The 18484-nt window shown below is 42.9% G+C and carries 12 protein-coding genes and 1 pseudogene; 7 read left to right on the top strand and 6 right to left on the bottom strand.

What is annotated here, in order from left to right:
- Window position 1: 1 nt before the first annotated feature.
- The 6 genes from MTX11_RS10515 to brxL are packed head-to-tail and all read left to right on the top strand — an operon-like array spanning window position 2 to window position 13232.
- Window positions 2–613, top strand: a complete 612-nt coding sequence (locus tag MTX11_RS10515; RefSeq protein ID WP_243475071.1) for a DUF1819 family protein — start codon at window positions 2–4, stop codon at window positions 611–613.
- Window positions 614–629: 16 nt separating this feature from the next.
- Window positions 630–1205: a DUF1788 domain-containing protein gene (locus tag MTX11_RS10510; protein ID WP_004281985.1), complete on the top strand. Its 576-nt coding sequence runs from the start codon at window positions 630–632 to the stop codon at window positions 1203–1205.
- Window positions 1206–1246: 41 nt separating this feature from the next.
- Window positions 1247–4927: a BREX system P-loop protein BrxC gene (brxC, locus tag MTX11_RS10505; protein WP_243475070.1), complete on the top strand. Its 3681-nt coding sequence runs from the start codon at window positions 1247–1249 to the stop codon at window positions 4925–4927.
- 46 nt (window positions 4928–4973) lie between these two features.
- On the top strand, window positions 4974–8495 hold the full coding sequence (gene pglX / locus MTX11_RS10500; RefSeq protein ID WP_243475069.1) for a BREX-1 system adenine-specific DNA-methyltransferase PglX: 3522 nt from the start codon (window positions 4974–4976) through the stop codon (window positions 8493–8495).
- A 43-nt stretch (window positions 8496–8538) separates the two neighbouring features.
- The gene (pglZ, locus tag MTX11_RS10495) at window positions 8539–11163 is read left to right on the top strand and encodes a BREX-1 system phosphatase PglZ type A (protein ID WP_243475068.1); all 2625 of its coding nucleotides are present in this window, start codon (window positions 8539–8541) and stop codon (window positions 11161–11163) included.
- 29 nt (window positions 11164–11192) lie between these two features.
- A complete protein-coding gene (gene brxL / locus MTX11_RS10490) occupies window positions 11193–13232 on the top strand; it encodes a protease Lon-related BREX system protein BrxL (RefSeq protein WP_243475067.1) in 2040 nt (679 codons plus the stop codon).
- A gap of 280 nt (window positions 13233–13512) precedes the next feature.
- Here the strand turns inward: brxL and MTX11_RS10485 are convergent.
- The 3 genes and pseudogenes from MTX11_RS10485 to MTX11_RS10475 all read right to left on the bottom strand — a co-directional run.
- Window positions 13513–13650, bottom strand: a pseudogene (locus MTX11_RS10485) (ISNCY family transposase); the annotation flags it as partial.
- 146 nt (window positions 13651–13796) lie between these two features.
- Entirely contained in the window at window positions 13797–15122 is a 1326-nt protein-coding gene (locus tag MTX11_RS10480; RefSeq protein ID WP_020846983.1) for an ISNCY family transposase, read from the bottom strand.
- Window positions 15123–15256: 134 nt separating this feature from the next.
- Window positions 15257–15772 (bottom strand): hypothetical protein, encoded by a 516-nt coding sequence (locus MTX11_RS10475; protein WP_002125020.1) that lies wholly within the window; start codon window positions 15770–15772, stop codon window positions 15257–15259.
- A 53-nt stretch (window positions 15773–15825) separates the two neighbouring features.
- On the opposite strand from MTX11_RS10475, the gene MTX11_RS10470 reads away from it, so the two are divergent.
- Window positions 15826–16386 carry a macro domain-containing protein gene (locus MTX11_RS10470; protein ID WP_002125033.1) on the top strand — a complete coding sequence of 187 codons (561 nt, stop codon included), beginning with the start codon at window positions 15826–15828 and terminating at the stop codon, window positions 16384–16386.
- Between the two features lies 1 nt (window position 16387).
- Here the strand turns inward: MTX11_RS10470 and MTX11_RS10465 are convergent, their stop codons facing one another.
- The 3 genes from MTX11_RS10465 to MTX11_RS10455 form a co-directional block, all read right to left on the bottom strand.
- Window positions 16388–16774 (bottom strand): type II toxin-antitoxin system death-on-curing family toxin, encoded by a 387-nt coding sequence (locus MTX11_RS10465; protein WP_243475066.1) that lies wholly within the window; start codon window positions 16772–16774, stop codon window positions 16388–16390.
- Complete coding sequence (locus MTX11_RS10460; protein ID WP_168379859.1) at window positions 16771–16950, bottom strand: hypothetical protein; 180 nt, start codon at window positions 16948–16950, stop codon at window positions 16771–16773. The genes MTX11_RS10465 and MTX11_RS10460 overlap by 4 nt, the downstream gene beginning before the upstream one ends.
- Window positions 16951–17019: 69 nt before the next feature.
- A complete protein-coding gene (locus MTX11_RS10455) occupies window positions 17020–17355 on the bottom strand; it encodes a hypothetical protein (RefSeq protein WP_168379860.1) in 336 nt (111 codons plus the stop codon).
- Window positions 17356–18484: the final 1129 nt, after the last annotated feature.

Raw genomic sequence — 18484 nt, 5'->3', positions numbered from 1 at the left:
CATGTTAGAACAATTTCATTATGACAGTGACCTGATTGGTGGCTCCCTGATGGTGCGTGAAAGCCGGCCGATCGCGGATCTGTTATTACGAGAAGCGACTCCAGAACAATGGCATCAGGCAATTCAGATTGACAATATTCTGCAAAAAAGAACGCCTGCTTCAGCCCAACGTAACGCCACTGCCATTCGTAAGCGTCTTGAGCGCTTAGAGCCTGATTTCTGGAAAGCACTACGTGATGGGGATGATGAGCTGGCGACCCAGGTGGCTTTTTGTGGTGCACTGGAACGCAACCTGTTGCTGCTTGAGTTTATGGAAACGGTGATGAGGGATGCCTATATCTCTCAGGCGCAACACTTGGACAGTTATATCTGGTCAGATTTTTTGGATGAACGCTCACAACGTGATCCGGATATCTGTGATTGGAAAGAGTCCAGCAAGAAAAAAATGGGGCAGGTGGTGTTTCGCATGCTGGCAGAAGCCGGTTACTTAAAAAGTACCCGTAAGCTGGAGTTGCAGCGCGTGATCGTCAGAGCAGAGCTGCGTAGCCTGTTGGAAGAACATTATAAACAACGCATTAAAAGATCTATGGAAGTGTCGGTATGGACGCGTTAGTTGTAGAGGGGCAGCAATGAGTCAAAAAATACATGAGCGTCTAAATCAGATTCCAGAGCGAATACTTTCCACCGAGTTTCTCACCGGGCAAGGACTGGGTAATGAAATTGGCTTCTGGATTTTTGATTATGCACCTGAAGATGAGTTGAAAGTGCGCGAATATCTGCATTTTCTAGACGGGATGCTGGAGAAAAAACACAGTCAGCTGAAGGTGGTGAATATCAACCTGCTGCAAGCCGTGGTGGATTATCTGGCTGAGCGTAACTTCATCGATAAAGCCATTCAAATGCAAAAAGCCAAAGGCGATGAGGCGCTGCTCAAAGCCTTAAAGGGCCCACTGCATATGGATAAGTTCGCGCCCTATCTGGTGAGTAAATATGCCACCAATGCGCAAGATATTGTGTTGATGACTGGGGTAGGGTCGGTTTGGCCACTGTTACGTGCCCATCACTTATTGAACAGTTTGCATTCGTTACTGGGGCATAAGCCAGTGGTGCTGTTTTACCCGGGCTATTACGACGGTCAAGCGATGAGTTTATTTGGAAAAATTCCAAGCAATAATTACTACAGAGCATTCAGATTAGTGCCTTAAACACGGCAAATAGAAATAAAAATTCGGGGGAATTGATTGAGATGAACATTAAAGAACTTTTTTACAAGCCATTAGATCGTGCGATTAACGGGGTGGTGAAGGCAGATCAGGATGATAATGCCACGGTTTACCAGGAGCTGGATGAGTACGTGGTCACCAATGAACTGGAAAAGCATTTTCGGGATTTCTTCCAGTCTTATGGCACAGACCTGAGCGATCCTTCGATTGCCAACCGTGTCGGCGTATGGATTTCAGGCTTCTTTGGTTCAGGTAAATCACATTTCCTGAAAACCTTGTCGTATATTCTGGCCAATAAAGTGGCACGTGACGCGGAAGGTAACGAACGCAGTGCTGCAGAATTCTTTGATGAAAGCAAAATCCGTGATGCGTTTATCCGTGCGGATATTGGCAAGGCCGTTAGCCATCATGCCGATGTCATCCTATTTAACATCGACAGTAAAGCCAGCTCCAATGATGATGGCAATCCGATTCTGAATGTGTTTTTACGCGTGTTTAACGAGTATCAGGGTTTTAGTGCTGACCATCCACATATTGCCCATATGGAACGTCACCTGAGCCAGAAAGGTGTGTATGAGCGCTTTAAACAGGCGTTTGAGGAATCCAGCGGCATGTCCTGGCTAGAGGAGCGTGACGGCTATCAGTTCTATCAGGATGATGTCGAAACCGCAATTTCCCAAGCCCTCAACTTATCTGCTGAAGCTGCGCATAAATGGTTTGAGGATTCTGAGCAGACCTTTAGTGTTTCGGTCGAAAACTTCTGTCAGTGGGTGAAAGAATACCTGGACAGCAAAGGACCCCAGCAACGCATGTTGTTCTTGGTCGATGAGGTGGGGCAGTTTATTGGCAGTGATACCCGCTTGATGCTGACATTGCAAACCATTACTGAAAACCTAGGTACGATCTGTAAAGGCCGCGCTTGGATTATCGTGACCTCACAGGCAGACATCGATGCTGTTTTAGGTGAGATGTCTTCTTCCAAAGCCAATGACTTCTCCAAGATTGCTGGACGTTTTAAAACCCGGTTATCACTGTCCAGTTCAAATACCGATGAAGTCATCCAGAAACGTTTATTACGTAAAACCCCGGAAGCTGAAGCACTGCTCAGATCAGTGTTTGAGCAAAAGGGCGATATCTTAAAAAACCAGATCACCTTTGACCGTTCAGGCCCAACACTCAAGAACTATGAGGGTCCAGACAGCTTTATCAATAACTATCCTTTTGCGCCGTACCATTTCCAGCTGGTGCAGAAAGTTTTTGAAGAAATCCGTAAGGTCGGTGCGACCGGTGCACACCTGGCCTATGGTGAACGGTCCATGTTGGATGCGTTCCAGATGGCCGCGAATGCGATTGCTACAGATGAAGTCGGTGCCCTGGTTCCTTTCCACCGCTTCTATACTTCAGTGGAAGGATTTCTGGATACAGCAGTGAAGCGTACCATCGACCAGGCAGGGCAAAATAAAACCCTGGATGGTTTTGATGTGCAGATGCTGCGTACCCTGTTCATGATCCGCTATGTCGATATCATCAAAGGTACCTTGGATAACCTGGTGACTTTGTCGATTGAGAAAATTGATGAAGATAAGCTGGCATTGCGCAAGCGGATTGAAGAGAGCCTGCAGCGTCTGGAAAAAGAGAGCCTGATTACTAGGAATGGTGATGAGTTCCTGTTCCTGACCAATGAAGAACGCGATATCACCCGTAAAATTAAAGCCACAGACTTAGCGGCTTCAGAAGAAAATAAAGAGTTAGCTAATCTAATCTTTAAAGATTTACTGAGGGATCAGAACAAATACCGCCATCAAGCCAACAAGATGGACTATCAGATTGGTCGTTTTCTGGATGGTCATAGCCTGGATGGCAAGTATGAGAGCGATTTGAAAGTTGAAATCATTTCTCCACTGGATACGGAATATAACCTCTACACAGAAGCTTTCTGTATTGGTAAGAGCGCCGAGGCCGAAGGGCAGGTACTGTTTAAACTGGCAGACGATAAACAGTTCTTTAATGAACTGCGCACCTGGCTGAAAACCAATAAATTCATCCGCTTAAATGATGATGGTACCCAATCCGATATCACCCGTATTCTGGCAGACCGTGGCCGTGAGAATCAGGAGCGTAAAAAACGTCTGCGTGCCCGGGTCGAAGAAATGTTGCTGGACGCGGAAAGTTATGCCTTGGGTCAACATCTACAACTTTCATCTTCAAGTCCAACCACCAAGCTGGATGAGGCTTGTCGTTATCTGCTGGAAAACACTTATACCAAACTGAGCTATTTGCAAGTCTATCAGCAGGATGCCTGGCGTGAACTGAACGCTGTTTTGACTGTGGATGATATGGCGCAGTTAGGCCTGTCACTGAATGGTGGGCAGAGTAATCCAAAAGCCATGCAGGATGTCGAACAATACATCTCGCTGCGTGCAACCGGTACCGAACGTATTCTGGTATCGGATGTGGTGGATCGTTTTGCCAAACGTCCTTATGGCTGGCCAGATGCCGAGATTTTACTGCTGGTAGGTCAGCTGGCGGCAATGGGTCGGATTTCTCTGCAGTTAAATGGCGGCAGCTTACAGTTAAAAGATGCCTTTGAGCCTTTACAAAACAGCCGCCGTCGCCGTGATGTGTCGATCATTAAAAAGCGCCAGACTGATGATCAGGTGTTGAAACAGGCACGCCAACTCACCCAAGACCTATTCTCGGCCATGGGACCAGCGACTGAGAAAGAGCTATTTGAATTCTATTTGCAGCATTTTAAGACTTGGTTAGCCAACTTTAAGTCGTACAAAAGCAAAACTGATGTTGGGCAGTTCCCGGGCAAGAAAGTGATTGAAAAGTCGATTCTGACTTTGGAACGTCTGCTGGCGAATAGCGACAGCTTCGATTTCTTTAAGGCCGTGGTCGAGAACAAGGACGACTATCTGGATCTGGAAGAAGATTATCGTGACATTCATGAATTCTTCAGCAACCAGATGCCAAGCTGGCAACAACTGCAACAGGCCTTACGTCATTTTGAGAAAAACAAACAGGCGCTGGGCAGTGATGAGGTGGCAAAAAAAGCCCTCTCTGAATTACATCGCATTTCGACCATTGAATCACCATATGGTTTACTCAATAAAGTCGCTGATTTGGTTCGCACAGTGGAAAGCGTCAATGAGCAATTGCTGACTGAGAAGCGCAATCAGGCAATAGAACACATTGATGACAAGATCAAGCAGTTAGAAGCTGAGATCAAAAACAGTGGCATCGCTACCGCTGAATTGAGTAACAAGCTATTACGCCCACTGCAATTGTTCAAAGCGGATATTGAAGTGGAAACTAGCCTGTCCACCATCTATATGCTGCAAACGCAAACAGCTGTGGAGCGTTTTGATGAAGCCTTATATGAGTTGGAAAGCGAAGTTCAGGCGGAAATCCAGCGTCAGGCCAAAGCGGCACAACTGGCTCAGAGCAAAGCCGAGAGTGTAACCAACACTGCAACCACCTCCAGCCCAGTTACATCAACACCTGCAGCGAGTCCGGTACAGCCTGCGACAGCCGTAGTGCCACCGAAACCAGTGGTAGAAGTTGATGTTGCTAGCATTTACAGCAAAACCTCCAGCAGTGTCTATCTGGAAACAGAAGAATCAGTGGATCAGTTTGTAGACGCACTCAAAGCTGAATTGAAAAAAATTGTGAGTGACAAAAAGCGTGTGCGTATCCGCTAACTCGGGTTAGGGATATCGGCATCAGTCATTAATTAAAGGTTTAAAGATGAATACCAGTAATATTAAAAAATACGCACCGCAAGCACGTAACGATTTTATCGCAGCCATGCGCAAGCAGGCCGCCAAATATGGCATCACCGCAGACAGCATTTTACCGGCTGAACAGAAAGGTGACTTGCTGCTGATTGGCGATCAGGTTTTTCCGCTATCAGTCATGAAACCACGTGACAAGCTGATCAAACGCATTCAAACCAGCAGTTTTGAGCAGACGATTGATTATATCGCTTATAGCTGGTTTAACCGTCTTTGTGCGATTCGCTACATGGAATGCAAAGGCTTACTGGATCATGGTCGCCGTGTACTGAGTAGTGCAGATGGTAGTGCAGGCTTGCCACAGATTTTGGAAGAATGTCTGGATATTGACCTACAGGGTTTAGATGCAAGCCGTGTGGCTGAACTCAAGCTGGATGGCAATAAAGACGAAGAACTCTATCGTGAATTGTTACTGGCTCAGTGTCATGCGTTGAATCAGGTGATGCCACTGTTGTTTGAACAGGTTTCTGATGAGTCAGAACTGTTATTACCTGACAATTTGACCAAAACCGATTCTTTGATTCGTGATCTGGTCAGCAGCATTCCAGAAGAAGACTGGTCGGATGTACAGATTATTGGCTGGCTGTATCAGTTCTATATTTCTGAAAAGAAAGACCAGGTGATTGGTAAAGTCGTCAAGAGTGAAGACATTCCTGCAGCGACACAACTCTTCACCCCAAACTGGATTGTAAAATATTTGGTACAGAACAGTGTCGGTCGTCTATGGATGATGGCGCATCCAGAAAGTACCCTTGCCAGTGAATGGGAATACTATATTCAGCCAGCGGAACAGGCCGATGAAGTCAATGCCCAGTTAAAACAGCTGATTGATGTCCGTATCAGTGAAGATGGCGATACTTTAAACCCTGAAAGCATTACGGTACTGGATCCGGCTTGTGGTTCGGGGCATATTCTAGTAGAAGCTTATGACTGCTTAAAAGCGATTTACTTAGAACGTGGTTACCGTAGCCGTGATATTCCACGTTTGATTCTGGAAAATAACCTGTACGGCATTGATATTGATACTCGTGCCGCACAGCTCGCCAGTTTTGCGCTGTTGATGAAAGCACGTGAGGATGACCGCCGTTTATTTAGCAATCCACCGAAGCTGAATATCATTGCGTTACAGGACAGTCAGCCGGAACGTTTGGAAGCATTTAGCCAGGACTTGGCAAATACCGATATTGCGCAGGCAGAGTTAAAAGAACTGCTGGACTTGTTTGAACATGCCTCAACCTTTGGTTCTTTGATTCAAATCCCTCAAGCATTCTCCAAAAAGCTGTCTGATTTAGAAACCAAGCTCAGTACAGCATCAGAGTCAGGCGATATTTTTGCACAGCAGTCAGCGCAGGAGCTGTTACCTTTAGTTAAGCAAGCCAAATTACTCGCTCAGCAATATGATTCTGTGATTGCTAACCCGCCGTATATGGGCGGTAAGGGGATGAATACAGCACTTAAAGATTTTGCTAAAAAGAAATTCCCTGATAGCAAATCTGACCTGTTTGCCATGTTTATTGAGCGTGGTTTTACATGGTGTAAAGACAGTGGCTTTAACAGCATGGTGACCATGCAAAGCTGGATGTATCTATCATCATATGAAGCTATACGTGAAAAGTTGTTAAATGATCGAACTTTTTCATGTATGGCTCATATGGGCAATGGTGTAATGGGTATTGCGTTTGGTACAGCTGCTACTGTCATGTTAAATAATCATATTAGTCATTATTCAGGTAGTTTTTCATATTTCGAGTATGATGATATAAATGAAAATGGAATTCCAAAACAATTTCCTGTAAAAAACAAGCGACTAAAAACAGCAAAACCAGATGATTTCAAGAAAATTCCAGGTAGTCCTATAGCTTATTGGGTAAGTAATACATTGCGCCAAGCCTTTACAGAGGCAAAATGCCTTAAAGATATTGGTGAGCCTCGATTAGGAATGGCTACAGGAAATAATGATGTTCATCTTCGTCTTTGGTACGAAATTTCATTTCACAAGATAGGTATAGGTTGTGATTCAAGAGAATCAGCTCTTCTAACGAAATGTAAATGGTTCCCATATAATAAGGGAGGGCAATTCCGTCGTTGGTATGGAAATAATGAATTTGTTGTAAATTGGGAAAATGATGGTGAGCTCATTAGAAATACCTTACATCCATCGGGTGATAGGATTTGGGCACATAATTTCAATTTAGATTATATTTTTAAACCTAGTCTAACTTTTACAGCAACAAGTTCATCGTATTTTGGGATTAGATATTCTACGAAGGGTTTTTTATTTGATAACAAAGGTTCTTCATATTTTACGACTGAAGAAAAAATGTTTCCAGTATTAGCATTTTTAGCTTCTAAACCAGCAACTGTAATTCTAAAATCAATTAATCCAACTATAGAATTTCAACCTGGTAATATATCTATTCTTCCTTTTTTTGAAAAGATGATCAAAAATGATGTATCTATTCGAGTAAAGTCAATTATTACTGCTTATTGCCTTGATTGGGACTCTTACGAAATTTCATGGGACTTTACTGAAAACCCAATTATTCGTACTCAACAGTCAAGTCTAGAACAAGCCTTTAGCACATGGCAACAGCAAAATGCTGACGCCGTAGCTGAAATGAAACGTTTGGAAGAAGAAAACAACAAGCTGTTTATTGAAGCCTATGGCTTACAGGATGAGCTCACGCCAGATGTACCCGATGAGCAAATTACGCTGACTCGTGCCGACCGTGAAAAAGACAGCCAGCGTTTAGTTTCTTATGCTCTTGGCTGCATGATGGGACGTTATAGCCTGGACGAACCAGGTCTGATCTATGCCCATGCAGGCAATCAAGACTTCGATGCCAGCCGTTATAAAAAATTCCCAGCCGATACTGACGGCATTATTCCATTGACCGAAATGCACTGGTTTGAAGATGATGCCACGCATCGTATTCGAGAGTTTTTAACTGCAGTGTGGGGTAAAGATACGCTGGATGCCAATATGCAGTGGCTGGCAGAAAGTCTGGACAAAAAAGCCAATGAAACAGCTGAAGATACCATTCGCCGTTACCTTGCCAGTAAGTTCTATAAAGACCATATGCAGACCTATAAAAAGCGCCCGATCTACTGGTTATTCAGCAGTGGTAAACAGGGGGCTTTTCAGGCATTAGTTTACTTGCACCGCTATAACGAAAGTACTTTAGCTCGTATGCGTACCGAATATGTCATGCCACTGATTTCCAAAATGGCCGGTTATGCTAAATCTCTAGAAACAGCGAAAGAAAACAGCGACTCTGCGGCTGAAATCAAACGCATCGAGAAAAAACTGCAAGAACTACATAAGCAACAGGCTGAGCTGAGTAGCTTTGAGGAAAAACTGCGTCACTTTGCCGATCAGCGTATTCACTTAGATCTGGATGATGGGGTGAAAGTGAACTATGGCAAGTTTGGCGACTTGTTGGCTGAAGTCAAAGCGATTACGGGGGAGAAATGATGAATGCTTTTTCTCCGGCACTAGACCTTGATGAGGTCGTTGCATGAATTTAAGTCAACTTCAGCAAGGCCTGGAACAAGCCTTTTATATTGAACAGCACCGAATCGTCTTTTGGTACGATGCTGAACGGTCCTTTATCGACGAAGTAAAGGCATTAAAGTTGAATGATGTCCAGATTCTGAATATGGCAGACGAATCCAGCCTTGCGATCAAGCTCAAACTGGAACTGCAAGATCAGCAGGGCAAATACCTGCTGTATTTTCCAAGCCCAGAGCCTGAGACCGAAAAAGACTGGTTGCTGGACATTAAGCTATATTCTCGCAGCTTCTATGCTGATCGTTTCTCGATTATTTTCAATGAACTCGGTTTACAGCAGCAGAGTCTAAGAGAACATCTGGCCAAACGTGAAGAATTCCTTAAAGCTAAAGCGCGTCTGAGCACCTTAAAACGCTATATCCAGTCTGATGCAGATGAACAGAATCTGGATATGGCCATGATTGCGGCTGTGGTCAAGGCCGACAGTGCCGAGCTGATGCATATTGTCTTGGCGCTGGCAGATGAAATGGTACAGCAGAATCTGAGTCTGGAAGTGAATCCAGACTCCTTTGCTGAACTGGAAAAGTTCCAACTGGTGCCAGCTTTAGTCACAGCATTACAGGCGGAAATTGGTTATCCAGCATCGGTTGAAGAATTGAATGGGGAAGCACCATTCAAGCTCGGTACGTTCTTTATCCGTTTGATGAGCACAGGTTTCTGTGAAAGTCTGGGCGATATACCTCTATGGGCTCAAGAACTGGTGATGTCATCCGTCAGCTCCCGTGCAACAGCCAGAGCCTTTTTGTCGCGCTGGAGAGACAGCTCCAAATACTACCCAACCTTCGATACGCTTTCCCAGACCGTGGCGAATGCACTGCGGATTCAGGAGAAGGTCGGGGCCTTTGATCTGGAGCAGCTGCTCGATGTCATGACCTTTGAAGTGATTGAACAAAAGATCATTGTTGATTTGGCCAGCCAGATCCCTGCAGCAGCCAAGGCTGAACTGGAACATTTCAGAACGATTATTTCTACCCGTCTGGATGGCTATTGGGCTTCCAAACATAAGGACGATGCAACCCGCCGTCGATATCGTACCGTCTATACGGCTTTACAGGCGGCTATAGACCTGTTCAGTTTACGACAGCAGTTTGATGCCGGTTTCTATTTCGACTCCAGTGAAGCCTTGTATAAAGCCTATGAACAGGAGCTGTATCGCTTTGATATGGCTTATCGCCACTACAGTGCAGCCTCTCAGCGAGCGCATGTCGATATCCTGAAAAAACTCGATGAAGAAGTCGAAAATTGCTATGCCTACTGGTTTATTGACCACTTGGCACGCAACTGGGGCGAGCGTGTAGAAGCTGAGCAACGCTTGAATGTCTGGAAAGTGGCAGATATCCCAAATCAGCAGAACTTCTACGATACCCACGTCAGACCCTTACTGGGTTCTGCAACTAAACGCCGTATTGTAGTGATCATCAGTGATGCTTTCCGCTATGAAGCTGCGGTAGAGCTGCGTGATCGTATTAATGAAAAGCGTTATTCTGAAGCGACCTTGTCTTCACAGCTGGGCGTTGTGCCAAGTTACACCACACTTGGCATGGCCTCGTTGTTGCCGCATCAGACTTTGGAGTACAAAGAGGCCGCAGGGGATGATGTTTTAGTAGATGGACAGTCCAGCAAAGGGACTGCAGCACGATCCAAAATTCTGGTTGCCTATAATGGATTGGCGGTTACCGCTGAAACGGTAAAAGGTTGGTCGCGTGATGAAGGCCGTGAAGCACTCAAAGACCATGAGCTGATTTATGTTTATCACAACGTCATTGATGCACGCGGTGACAGCGCCTCGACAGAATCAGAAACCTTTATGGCCGTGGAACACGCCATTGAAGAACTGACCGAACTTAGCCGCAAAATCTTGATGCACTTTAATATTTCCACCCTATTGATTACAGCCGACCATGGCTTCCTGTTCCAGCAAAGTAAACTGGAATCTGCGGATCGTTCAAGCTTGACTGAAAAACCGACCAATGCATTGAAAAGCAAAAAACGCTATGTGATTGGGCATGGTTTACCAGAGAGCAAGGAAGCCTGGAAAGGCTCAACCCAAGCTACGGCAGGCACACTATCTGCGACTGATTTCTGGATTCCAAAAGGGGCGAACCGTTTCCATTTTGTGGGAGGCTCACGTTTCGTGCATGGCGGCATCATGCCTCAGGAAATCGTGGTGCCGGTACTGATGGTAAAACAGCTACGTGGTGAAAAGGCTGGACAGCGGACCAAGCGTAAAGTTGAGGTCATTTCTACCAAATCCACGCTGAAGATGGTCAATAACATCCAGAAGTTTGATTTGATGCAAACCGAAGCTGTCAGTGAGCTGGTCATGCCAGTGACTTTATCCATTGCCATTTATGATGGGGATCTTAAAGTTTCCAGTGAAGAAACTTTGACTTTTGATAGCACTACCGACTCTGTTGCCGATCGGGTCAAACAGGTCAGATTGTCATTGTCTGGCACTGATTTTGACCGTAAGAAAGATTACTTCCTGGTACTGAAGGACAAAGACCTGAATATCGAGATGCAACGCTATAAGGTCACCATTGATTTGGCATTTACCGATGACTTCTTCTAATAACGAATTAACGATAGAGCGTAGCCTACATGGAATCTGCTAACGATAAAGAACTGGATCAGCTGCTGAATGAGCACTTTGCTGGGCGGGTGGTACGTAAGGATCTAACTAAACTGATCAAAGAAGGGGCCAATGTCCCGGTCTATGTACTTGAGTACCTGCTGGGGATGTACTGTGCCTCGGATGACCCTGAGATTATTGAGCAGGGACTGCGTAACGTAAAAACCGTGCTGGCAGAGAACTATGTACGACCTGATGAAGCTGAGAAGGTGAAATCCCTGGTTCGTGAACGGGGCAGTTATAAAGTCATTGATCGGGTGACCGTAAAGCTGAATGAGCGTAAAGACAAATACGAAGCATCATTTAGTAATCTGGGCATCAAAGATGCCGAAATCTCGGCAGGCATCGTCAAAGAGTATGAAAAATTACTTGTTGGTGGTATCTGGGTCATTGCTACGCTCAGTTATTATTTTGAAGAAGGACAGACTAGTTCTCCATTTGGGGTGAGTTTACTCAAGCCGATTCAAATGCCGAATATGAATATGGATGAACTCTTCAGTGGCAGAGCAGCATTAAGCACTGATCAGTGGCGGGAGAGTTTAGTCCGTTCGATCGGCATGGAACCGGCTTCGCTAAAAGAGGACGTGCAATGGCACCTATTAGCGCGTATGGTTCCGTTTGTTGAAAATAACTATAACGTCTGTGAACTGGGACCACGCGGTACCGGGAAAAGCCATATTTACAAAGAGTGTTCACCGAATAGTATTTTAGTCTCCGGTGGACAAACGACAGTCGCCAACCTGTTCTATAACATGAGTAGCCGCCGTATTGGTCTGGTGGGTTTATGGGATGTGGTAGCTTTTGATGAAGTCGCCGGTATTTCCTTTAAGGACAAAGATGGCGTACAGATCATGAAAGACTACATGGCCTCAGGATCTTTTGCCCGTGGTCGTGAACAGATGGAAGCCTCAGCTTCGATGGTTTTTGTGGGTAATATTAACCAAAGTGTTGAATCCTTGGTGAAGACTAGCCACTTATTGGCTCCTTTCCCGGAAGCCATGATCGATTCAGCATTCTTTGATCGCTTTCATGCCTATATCCCGGGTTGGGAAATTCCAAAAATGCGTCCGGAATTCTTTACCAACCGTTATGGTCTAATCGTTGATTATCTGGCTGAATTCTTCCGGGAAATGCGTAAGCGTAGTTTTGCGGATGCCATTGAGAAGTACTTTAAGCTAGGGAATAACCTGAATCAGCGTGATGTGATCGCCGTTCGCAAGACGGTTTCTGGATTGATGAAGCTGCTCTACCCACATGGTCAATTTAACAAAGAAGATGTACGGCAATGCCTGGAATATGCGCTACAGGTACGCCGTCGTGTCAAAGAGCAGCTGAAGAAAATTGGTGGCATGGAATTCTATGATGTGCATTTCAGCTATATCGATAATGATACCTTAGAAGAACATTTTGTATCAGTCAAAGAGCAGGGTGGTGGCGGACTGATTCCCGAAGGTCCTGCTAAGCCAGGTTTTCTGTATACCATCGGACTTAGTAATAAAGGCATGCCAGGCTTATACCGCTTAGAACTGCAAGTCACCAAAGGTTCAGGAAAATTGGCGACATCAGGCTTATGGAATTCAAGCAGTGCCAAGGAGCAGGTCAAAATCGCATTTGACTACTTCAAGGCCAATGCATCCAGAATATCGGGTGGCAGTAAGGTGCTGGAACATGACTTCCACTTACATGTGGTTGAATTACAGAATACCGGGCCGCTCAGCCATCTTGCCTTACCAAGTTTAGTGGCTTTCGCTTCTGGCCTGTTAGGACGATCGGTACAAAGTCAGATGGTGGTACTGGGTGATATGAGCTTGGGTGGCTCTGTGACTCCGGTGGAAAGTATTGCCGAATGTCTGCAAGTTGCTTTTGATGCTGGTGCCAAGAAGGTTGCTTTGCCAATGAGTAGTGCAGCAGATATCCCTACGATTCCTGTGGAACTGTTTACCAAGTTCCAGACCAGTTTCTATGCAGATCCGGTGGATGCGGTGTTTAAGGGGTTAGGGGTGGATTAACTTTATCTCGAGCATGAGGAGTAGAGTTATGAGTTTTGTGCCTGTTTAAAATAAACAACCAATGAACCCCCATACCTATTTTTTAATTCTGGAATATATAGTTGTCCACTCATAATGCTCTCCTATGCAAAAAGAAGAGACGAAATTTGTCTAGGAGAGTGGTGGCTATTCACCCTGCTGAATATTGGTGTGCTCGGCAAAGGAATTGCTGCCTTTAATTCATGGCTTGCTCATTTCAACTGCCGACGAATTTGCTTTTAATTTGCGTCAGATTCGATTTTTTCTGCAATAACCGAGTAATTTGACGAGTGGAAAGATTCAGGATTTCAGCAGCACGGATCTGGGTAATACGATGATCTCGAACGTCTTGCAGAACTGCAAGCCGTTGAATTTCTTTGTCAGACATAGTGATCAGCATCTATATTTATATCCAGTCCATGGTGATAAAAACCATCATAAACTAGACATTTTTATTGGTGAGAATATAGACACTTTAAATGGGTTCTAACAAAGAGTGTTATTCCTAAGTAGAAATGTCCTACCTAATAACCAAATAGAAATGTCCTATACAGACACTTCCAAGTCAAGCACAGGATTCAGATTTCGTTCTTTGATTACTGTTTTCTGTGCACGTCTGCTCGGCATCTTTTGAGAACGATTGCGTTTGTTTTGCTGTTCTAATTCTTCGTGCTGTTGTTGAATATGATTGAGAACAGCACCTAAACGTTTATTCTCAACAACCTCTCGCTGGTTGAGCTGACTTAATTTATCGAAGATGCTGTAATTGATTTTTCTTCCTTGATGTTCAATGGCTACCGTGCCATCCGGGTATTCCAGAAACTCAAGATACTTGCCGATCAACCTTTTATTTTCTTCGGTATTTTCCAGTAAATATACGCATTTATCATAAGTAATCGTCAGGCTGTTCGTGACTCTGCGGGGTTCACGCCAGGTAAAAACATCATCTAATTCTTCGGCTGTTTCAGTGACAGTCCGGTGTAGATCCTTGGGATTAAAGGCCATATTGGCAAATTTACGATTAAATTGCTCGATAAAGCAGGGCAGCCAGGCATTCGCTTGCTCAATCGAACAGATGCCTTCCAGGCGCATTTCTTTAATCAGACGGTCCTGAAGCGTTCTATTCGCCCGTTCTACACGGCCTTTGGCTTGTGGTGAATTGGCGAAGATGATATCGATATTGAGGGTACTGAGTACGCGTCCAAACTGGGTAATCTTGGTGTCTTTCTTGCTGCTTTGATTCACCCTGAAGACTGAATGTTTATCACTGTAAAACGCCAACGGCTTACCATGCTGCTCAACATACAAACGTGTTGAAATCATATAGTCAAATGCTGATTCCGACTCACAGAAACGTAAATGCTGTAATTTTCCTGTGGCATCATCGATAAATACCAGCAGACAGCACTTAGCAGCGCGTCCTTCAAACCAGTCATGGTGTGAGCCATCGATTTGAATCAGTTCACCATAACAATCTCGGTTATAACGAGGCTGATACGGGCGTTTCAGGCGCTTGGCGCGAGGAATCCACAGATCGGCTGCAATCATCCAGGAACGCAGTGTTTCCACTGAAATATCGAATCCATGAACAGTGGTGAGCTTTTCATGCGCTAAAGTGGGTCCGAAACCATGCAGTTGATCCGAAACAATATTGAGGCACTTGAGTCTGAGCTCTTCAGGAAGCCTGGAATTGCTGATTTGGCCACGTGCAGCATGTGCTAATGCAGCTGGGCCTTGAGCTTTGTATTTTTGCAATAAACGTCTGATCTGACGTTCTGAAATATGAAGTAGCTGAGCAGCTTGGGACTGGGTTATGCGTTGATCACAGATTTCTTGCAAGACCGACAATCGTTTAAGTTCTTTATCCGACATAGACACCAACATATCAAACCGTCCGCTAAGAAAATTGCAAAAGTGCATATTCTAAAAGCGGACATTTTTACTTTGGAGAAACCGGACATTTCTACTTGGGGCTTACAAAGAGACTTCGCATAAGAGATTTTATGTTAAATAGGGGTAATTAAAGATTGAATTTCAACCCCATTTTCATCAACTAATTCAATACCGACTGCTTTTAAACGATCTATAGGATCACCTGTTTTCAAACACCATCCATTAGGCATATTTGTTTTTAATCCTGAAAACTTAGTATCTAACTTTTTCTGTTCTTCATAGGAAATATGGGCTACACCAAGATTTCTTTGTAGAATTTTGGAGAGTTCAGCATCTGATAATTCATTGCTTTCAATTAATACCCATAAGTTGTTAAAGACATAAGCCATGGGAACAATATGTTCTTTCCATGGCTTAATAGCCATTGCTGATTTATTATTAAAAATATTCTTTGAGTATCCTTTAAAAAGCAGTTCATTTTCTGGATGAAATAAATGCTCCATTAATCTGGAGCTATATCCCCATGGTTTATTAATGTTTTCTTGAAGAGTGATAATGTTTTTTACATGTTGAATGATTAAATCACACGTGCTCTTAATATATTGATTAATATGTTCTTTTTCAGTCATGTTGGTTTTCCAAAAAATTACTGCTACCTTAGCGATTTTATTATAGTGATAAAATGAGTAATCTTAAGAAAGTTATTTTAATCCAAACAGATATTACAACATTCGCTGTACAGGCTATCGTTAATTCAGCGAATAAGTCTTTGCTTGGTGGCAGTGGGCTTGATTATATCATTCATAAAAAAGCAGGACCTTTGATGAAGACTGAATGTATTCAACTTCATCAAGAAAAAGGCGGGTGTTCAACTGGACAAGCAGAAGTTACTACTGCTGGAAACCTGCCTGCCCAATATCTTATTCATGCTGTTGGGCCAAGATGGTTAGATGGTGAGCGTAATGAGCCACAATTGCTTTGTGATGCTTATAGTAATGCAATTATGAAAGCTAACCATGTTGGTGTAAAAACTATTTCTTTTCCAAACATCAGTACAGGTGTTTATGGTTTTCCTAGACAACTGGCAGCCGAAATTGCAATTGGTACCATACTTTCAACACTTCCCCAATATGACTGTGTTGAAGAAGTATTTTTTGTATGCCGAGATGATGAAAACTATTTAATTTATAAGGAGATACTTTCTAACATTAACGACCCAAAAATAAAAATACAGATTGAATAAATTAAATTATAGATAGCTCATATAAGAATCCTGCTACCAGTTTGGCTAAAAGCTCATGATCTTCTTGGGATTCAACGATATCAACCATTAAATCATCTAAACCCGTGTGTTCTTGAATGGTCACACCTTGGATTTCAAGATAAGTTAGCATCACTGCTAGCCCTGTTCTTTTATTTCCATCGACAAATGCATGCCATTTAGAAATTGCAATACCAAACCATGCAGCAATTTCAAAGATATCACTCACATTACTGTAATACATTTGCTGATCTATACGGTTTAGGACGCTTTCCAGTTTCTCAATCTGGCAACCAGATCGACCTACACCTGTTTGAAGCAAAATCTCGTCATGTACAGCAATTACGAATGTCGAACTAATCAAGCTCATTTATAAGCTAACTCTTGTATTTCTGCTTTATGTTGCTGGATCACTCGTCTAGCACTATGCATAACAACTCGTTTAGTTGCTTCATCATTACTAAACTTTATAGGTAAAACTTGTCCAGAAACCTTTTCACGAGTAGATACTTGTTCAATATTATAATCTTTAAGACGTTTTCTCATATCGCTTACCATTCTAAGAGTGATCGTGTGTATTTTAACGCAAGTTTGTTGATCTAACAGTAGTGTTGGTCAAATTTGATAGTGTGAGTCTTTTTTTAGCACCGATCGTTCTGGATTTAAATTAAAAAAATCATAGACTTTATTAATTTTTGATTTATATAACAATGTCTTATCCAAATAAATAATTGATTTTTCTTTGTTGGTATCAAAAATTACTCGACCTCTTGGGATCTGTTCATACTCATAGTTTTGTAGTTCAGAATACTTTTCTTGCAATGTAATCCAATATTCAATATGTGTATATGGGCTATCAATCAGGCCAATAGAGTCTGCTTTCGTAATATTAAAGGAATGTGCAATACCAATGACTTGATTATTCCAGTACCAAAAGATCCCTATTTTCATTTATCTTTATGCCTAGTTTTAAGTTCAACTAAAATTAATATAATACGGATTATCCGAAAATATTCAGACAATAAAAAACCCCGGCATCCTGCCGGGGTTTTTCGTATGGGTTCGCTCGGTATAACTCCTGTCGTACCTTACAGTCCTTGTGCTTATCTATTGTTATTCTTGTATGGAACTTCCTGTTCCCGATGAGTTCATCATAGGAAAATTCCACTGTCCCAGGTAGCCGCAAAGGGCCGAGATTTATGTACGCCAGAGCGTACAAAATAGCCTAAATTTTATCCACAAAAAATGTGGATAATTTTGGACATTGAGGCATTGATAAAATTTGAATAATCTCAAAATTGACTATTTTTTAAACAATTTTATTGGCAAGAAGTATCAAAACCGCTCATAAAAAAGCCGACTTGTTTCCAAGTCGGCTTTTCGGGTTTGCGCCCCCGATTTCTTATAGCATAACTTTTTGAAATTTAACACTATTTATTTTGCATTTCGTATAAGCACCATTATGTTAAATAAGAAAATTAGTAATTTATTTCTTATATTATTTATAGGCAGTATTATTAACCCACAATCCTAGCTTCGTAATAAAGCAAGTATAATCATCCTCAACGTCAAAGCTGTAAGTTTTTAATCGGAATGTCTCTGAGAGAACGTGAACACTTTCACCATTAACACATATTGGACTAGGTACATTATCATCACCTATACATGCGATAGGTCCTTCTAAGCCATATTCGATAAAAGTAAAATAACACTAAATATAAAAAAAATGGAAGAATAATTTACTAAGTTATTGTTTTTAAGTTGATCCTTGTTTTATATAGGGGTGATAATAACTTCTGATTACTAGTTTTTACCTTAAATATACCGATTGAAAGATTCATTTAAAGGCTATGAATACATGAGTTTTACAGTTTGGCTAGGTCAGCATGAGTACTTTTCACAAGATTTAAGATCGACCATGAACGTGATTAAGTTATAGGGGATTGATGAAATAGTTTTTATGAATTTCTGGCTTTCTGGGCTGATTTTATCAAATTCATGTCTATGCAAAATTGCGACATATTTCTCGTGCTGGTAGTTATCCAGAGTTTGGTCTGCATCTATCCATAGTGCAGACCTT

The sequence above is a fragment of the Acinetobacter lwoffii genome (assembly GCF_022809915.1).
In the GTDB taxonomy this organism is placed as follows: Bacteria; Pseudomonadota; Gammaproteobacteria; order Pseudomonadales; family Moraxellaceae; genus Acinetobacter; species Acinetobacter lwoffii_M.
Note: the sequence above shows the minus strand (reverse complement) of the source record. Positions and strands in the feature narration are given on the sequence as shown.

What these genes read in the sequence shown, in the direction of transcription:
- brxL (WP_243475067.1), top strand. Translation starts at nt 11,193, where the DNA reads ATGGAATCTGCTAACGATAAAGAACTGGATCAGCTGCTGAATGAGCAC.
- pglX (WP_243475069.1), top strand. Translation starts at nt 4,974, where the DNA reads ATGAATACCAGTAATATTAAAAAATACGCACCGCAAGCACGTAACGAT.
- MTX11_RS10510 (WP_004281985.1), top strand. Translation starts at nt 630, where the DNA reads ATGAGTCAAAAAATACATGAGCGTCTAAATCAGATTCCAGAGCGAATA.
- MTX11_RS10480 (WP_020846983.1), bottom strand. Translation starts at nt 15,122, where the DNA reads ATGTCGGATAAAGAACTTAAACGATTGTCGGTCTTGCAAGAAATCTGT.
- MTX11_RS10515 (WP_243475071.1), top strand. Translation starts at nt 2, where the DNA reads ATGTTAGAACAATTTCATTATGACAGTGACCTGATTGGTGGCTCCCTG.
- MTX11_RS10465 (WP_243475066.1), bottom strand. Translation starts at nt 16,774, where the DNA reads ATGAGCTTGATTAGTTCGACATTCGTAATTGCTGTACATGACGAGATT.
- MTX11_RS10455 (WP_168379860.1), bottom strand. Translation starts at nt 17,355, where the DNA reads ATGAAAATAGGGATCTTTTGGTACTGGAATAATCAAGTCATTGGTATT.
- MTX11_RS10470 (WP_002125033.1), top strand. Translation starts at nt 15,826, where the DNA reads ATGAGTAATCTTAAGAAAGTTATTTTAATCCAAACAGATATTACAACA.
- pglZ (WP_243475068.1), top strand. Translation starts at nt 8,539, where the DNA reads ATGAATTTAAGTCAACTTCAGCAAGGCCTGGAACAAGCCTTTTATATT.
- MTX11_RS10460 (WP_168379859.1), bottom strand. Translation starts at nt 16,950, where the DNA reads ATGAGAAAACGTCTTAAAGATTATAATATTGAACAAGTATCTACTCGT.
- MTX11_RS10475 (WP_002125020.1), bottom strand. Translation starts at nt 15,772, where the DNA reads ATGACTGAAAAAGAACATATTAATCAATATATTAAGAGCACGTGTGAT.
- brxC (WP_243475070.1), top strand. Translation starts at nt 1,247, where the DNA reads ATGAACATTAAAGAACTTTTTTACAAGCCATTAGATCGTGCGATTAAC.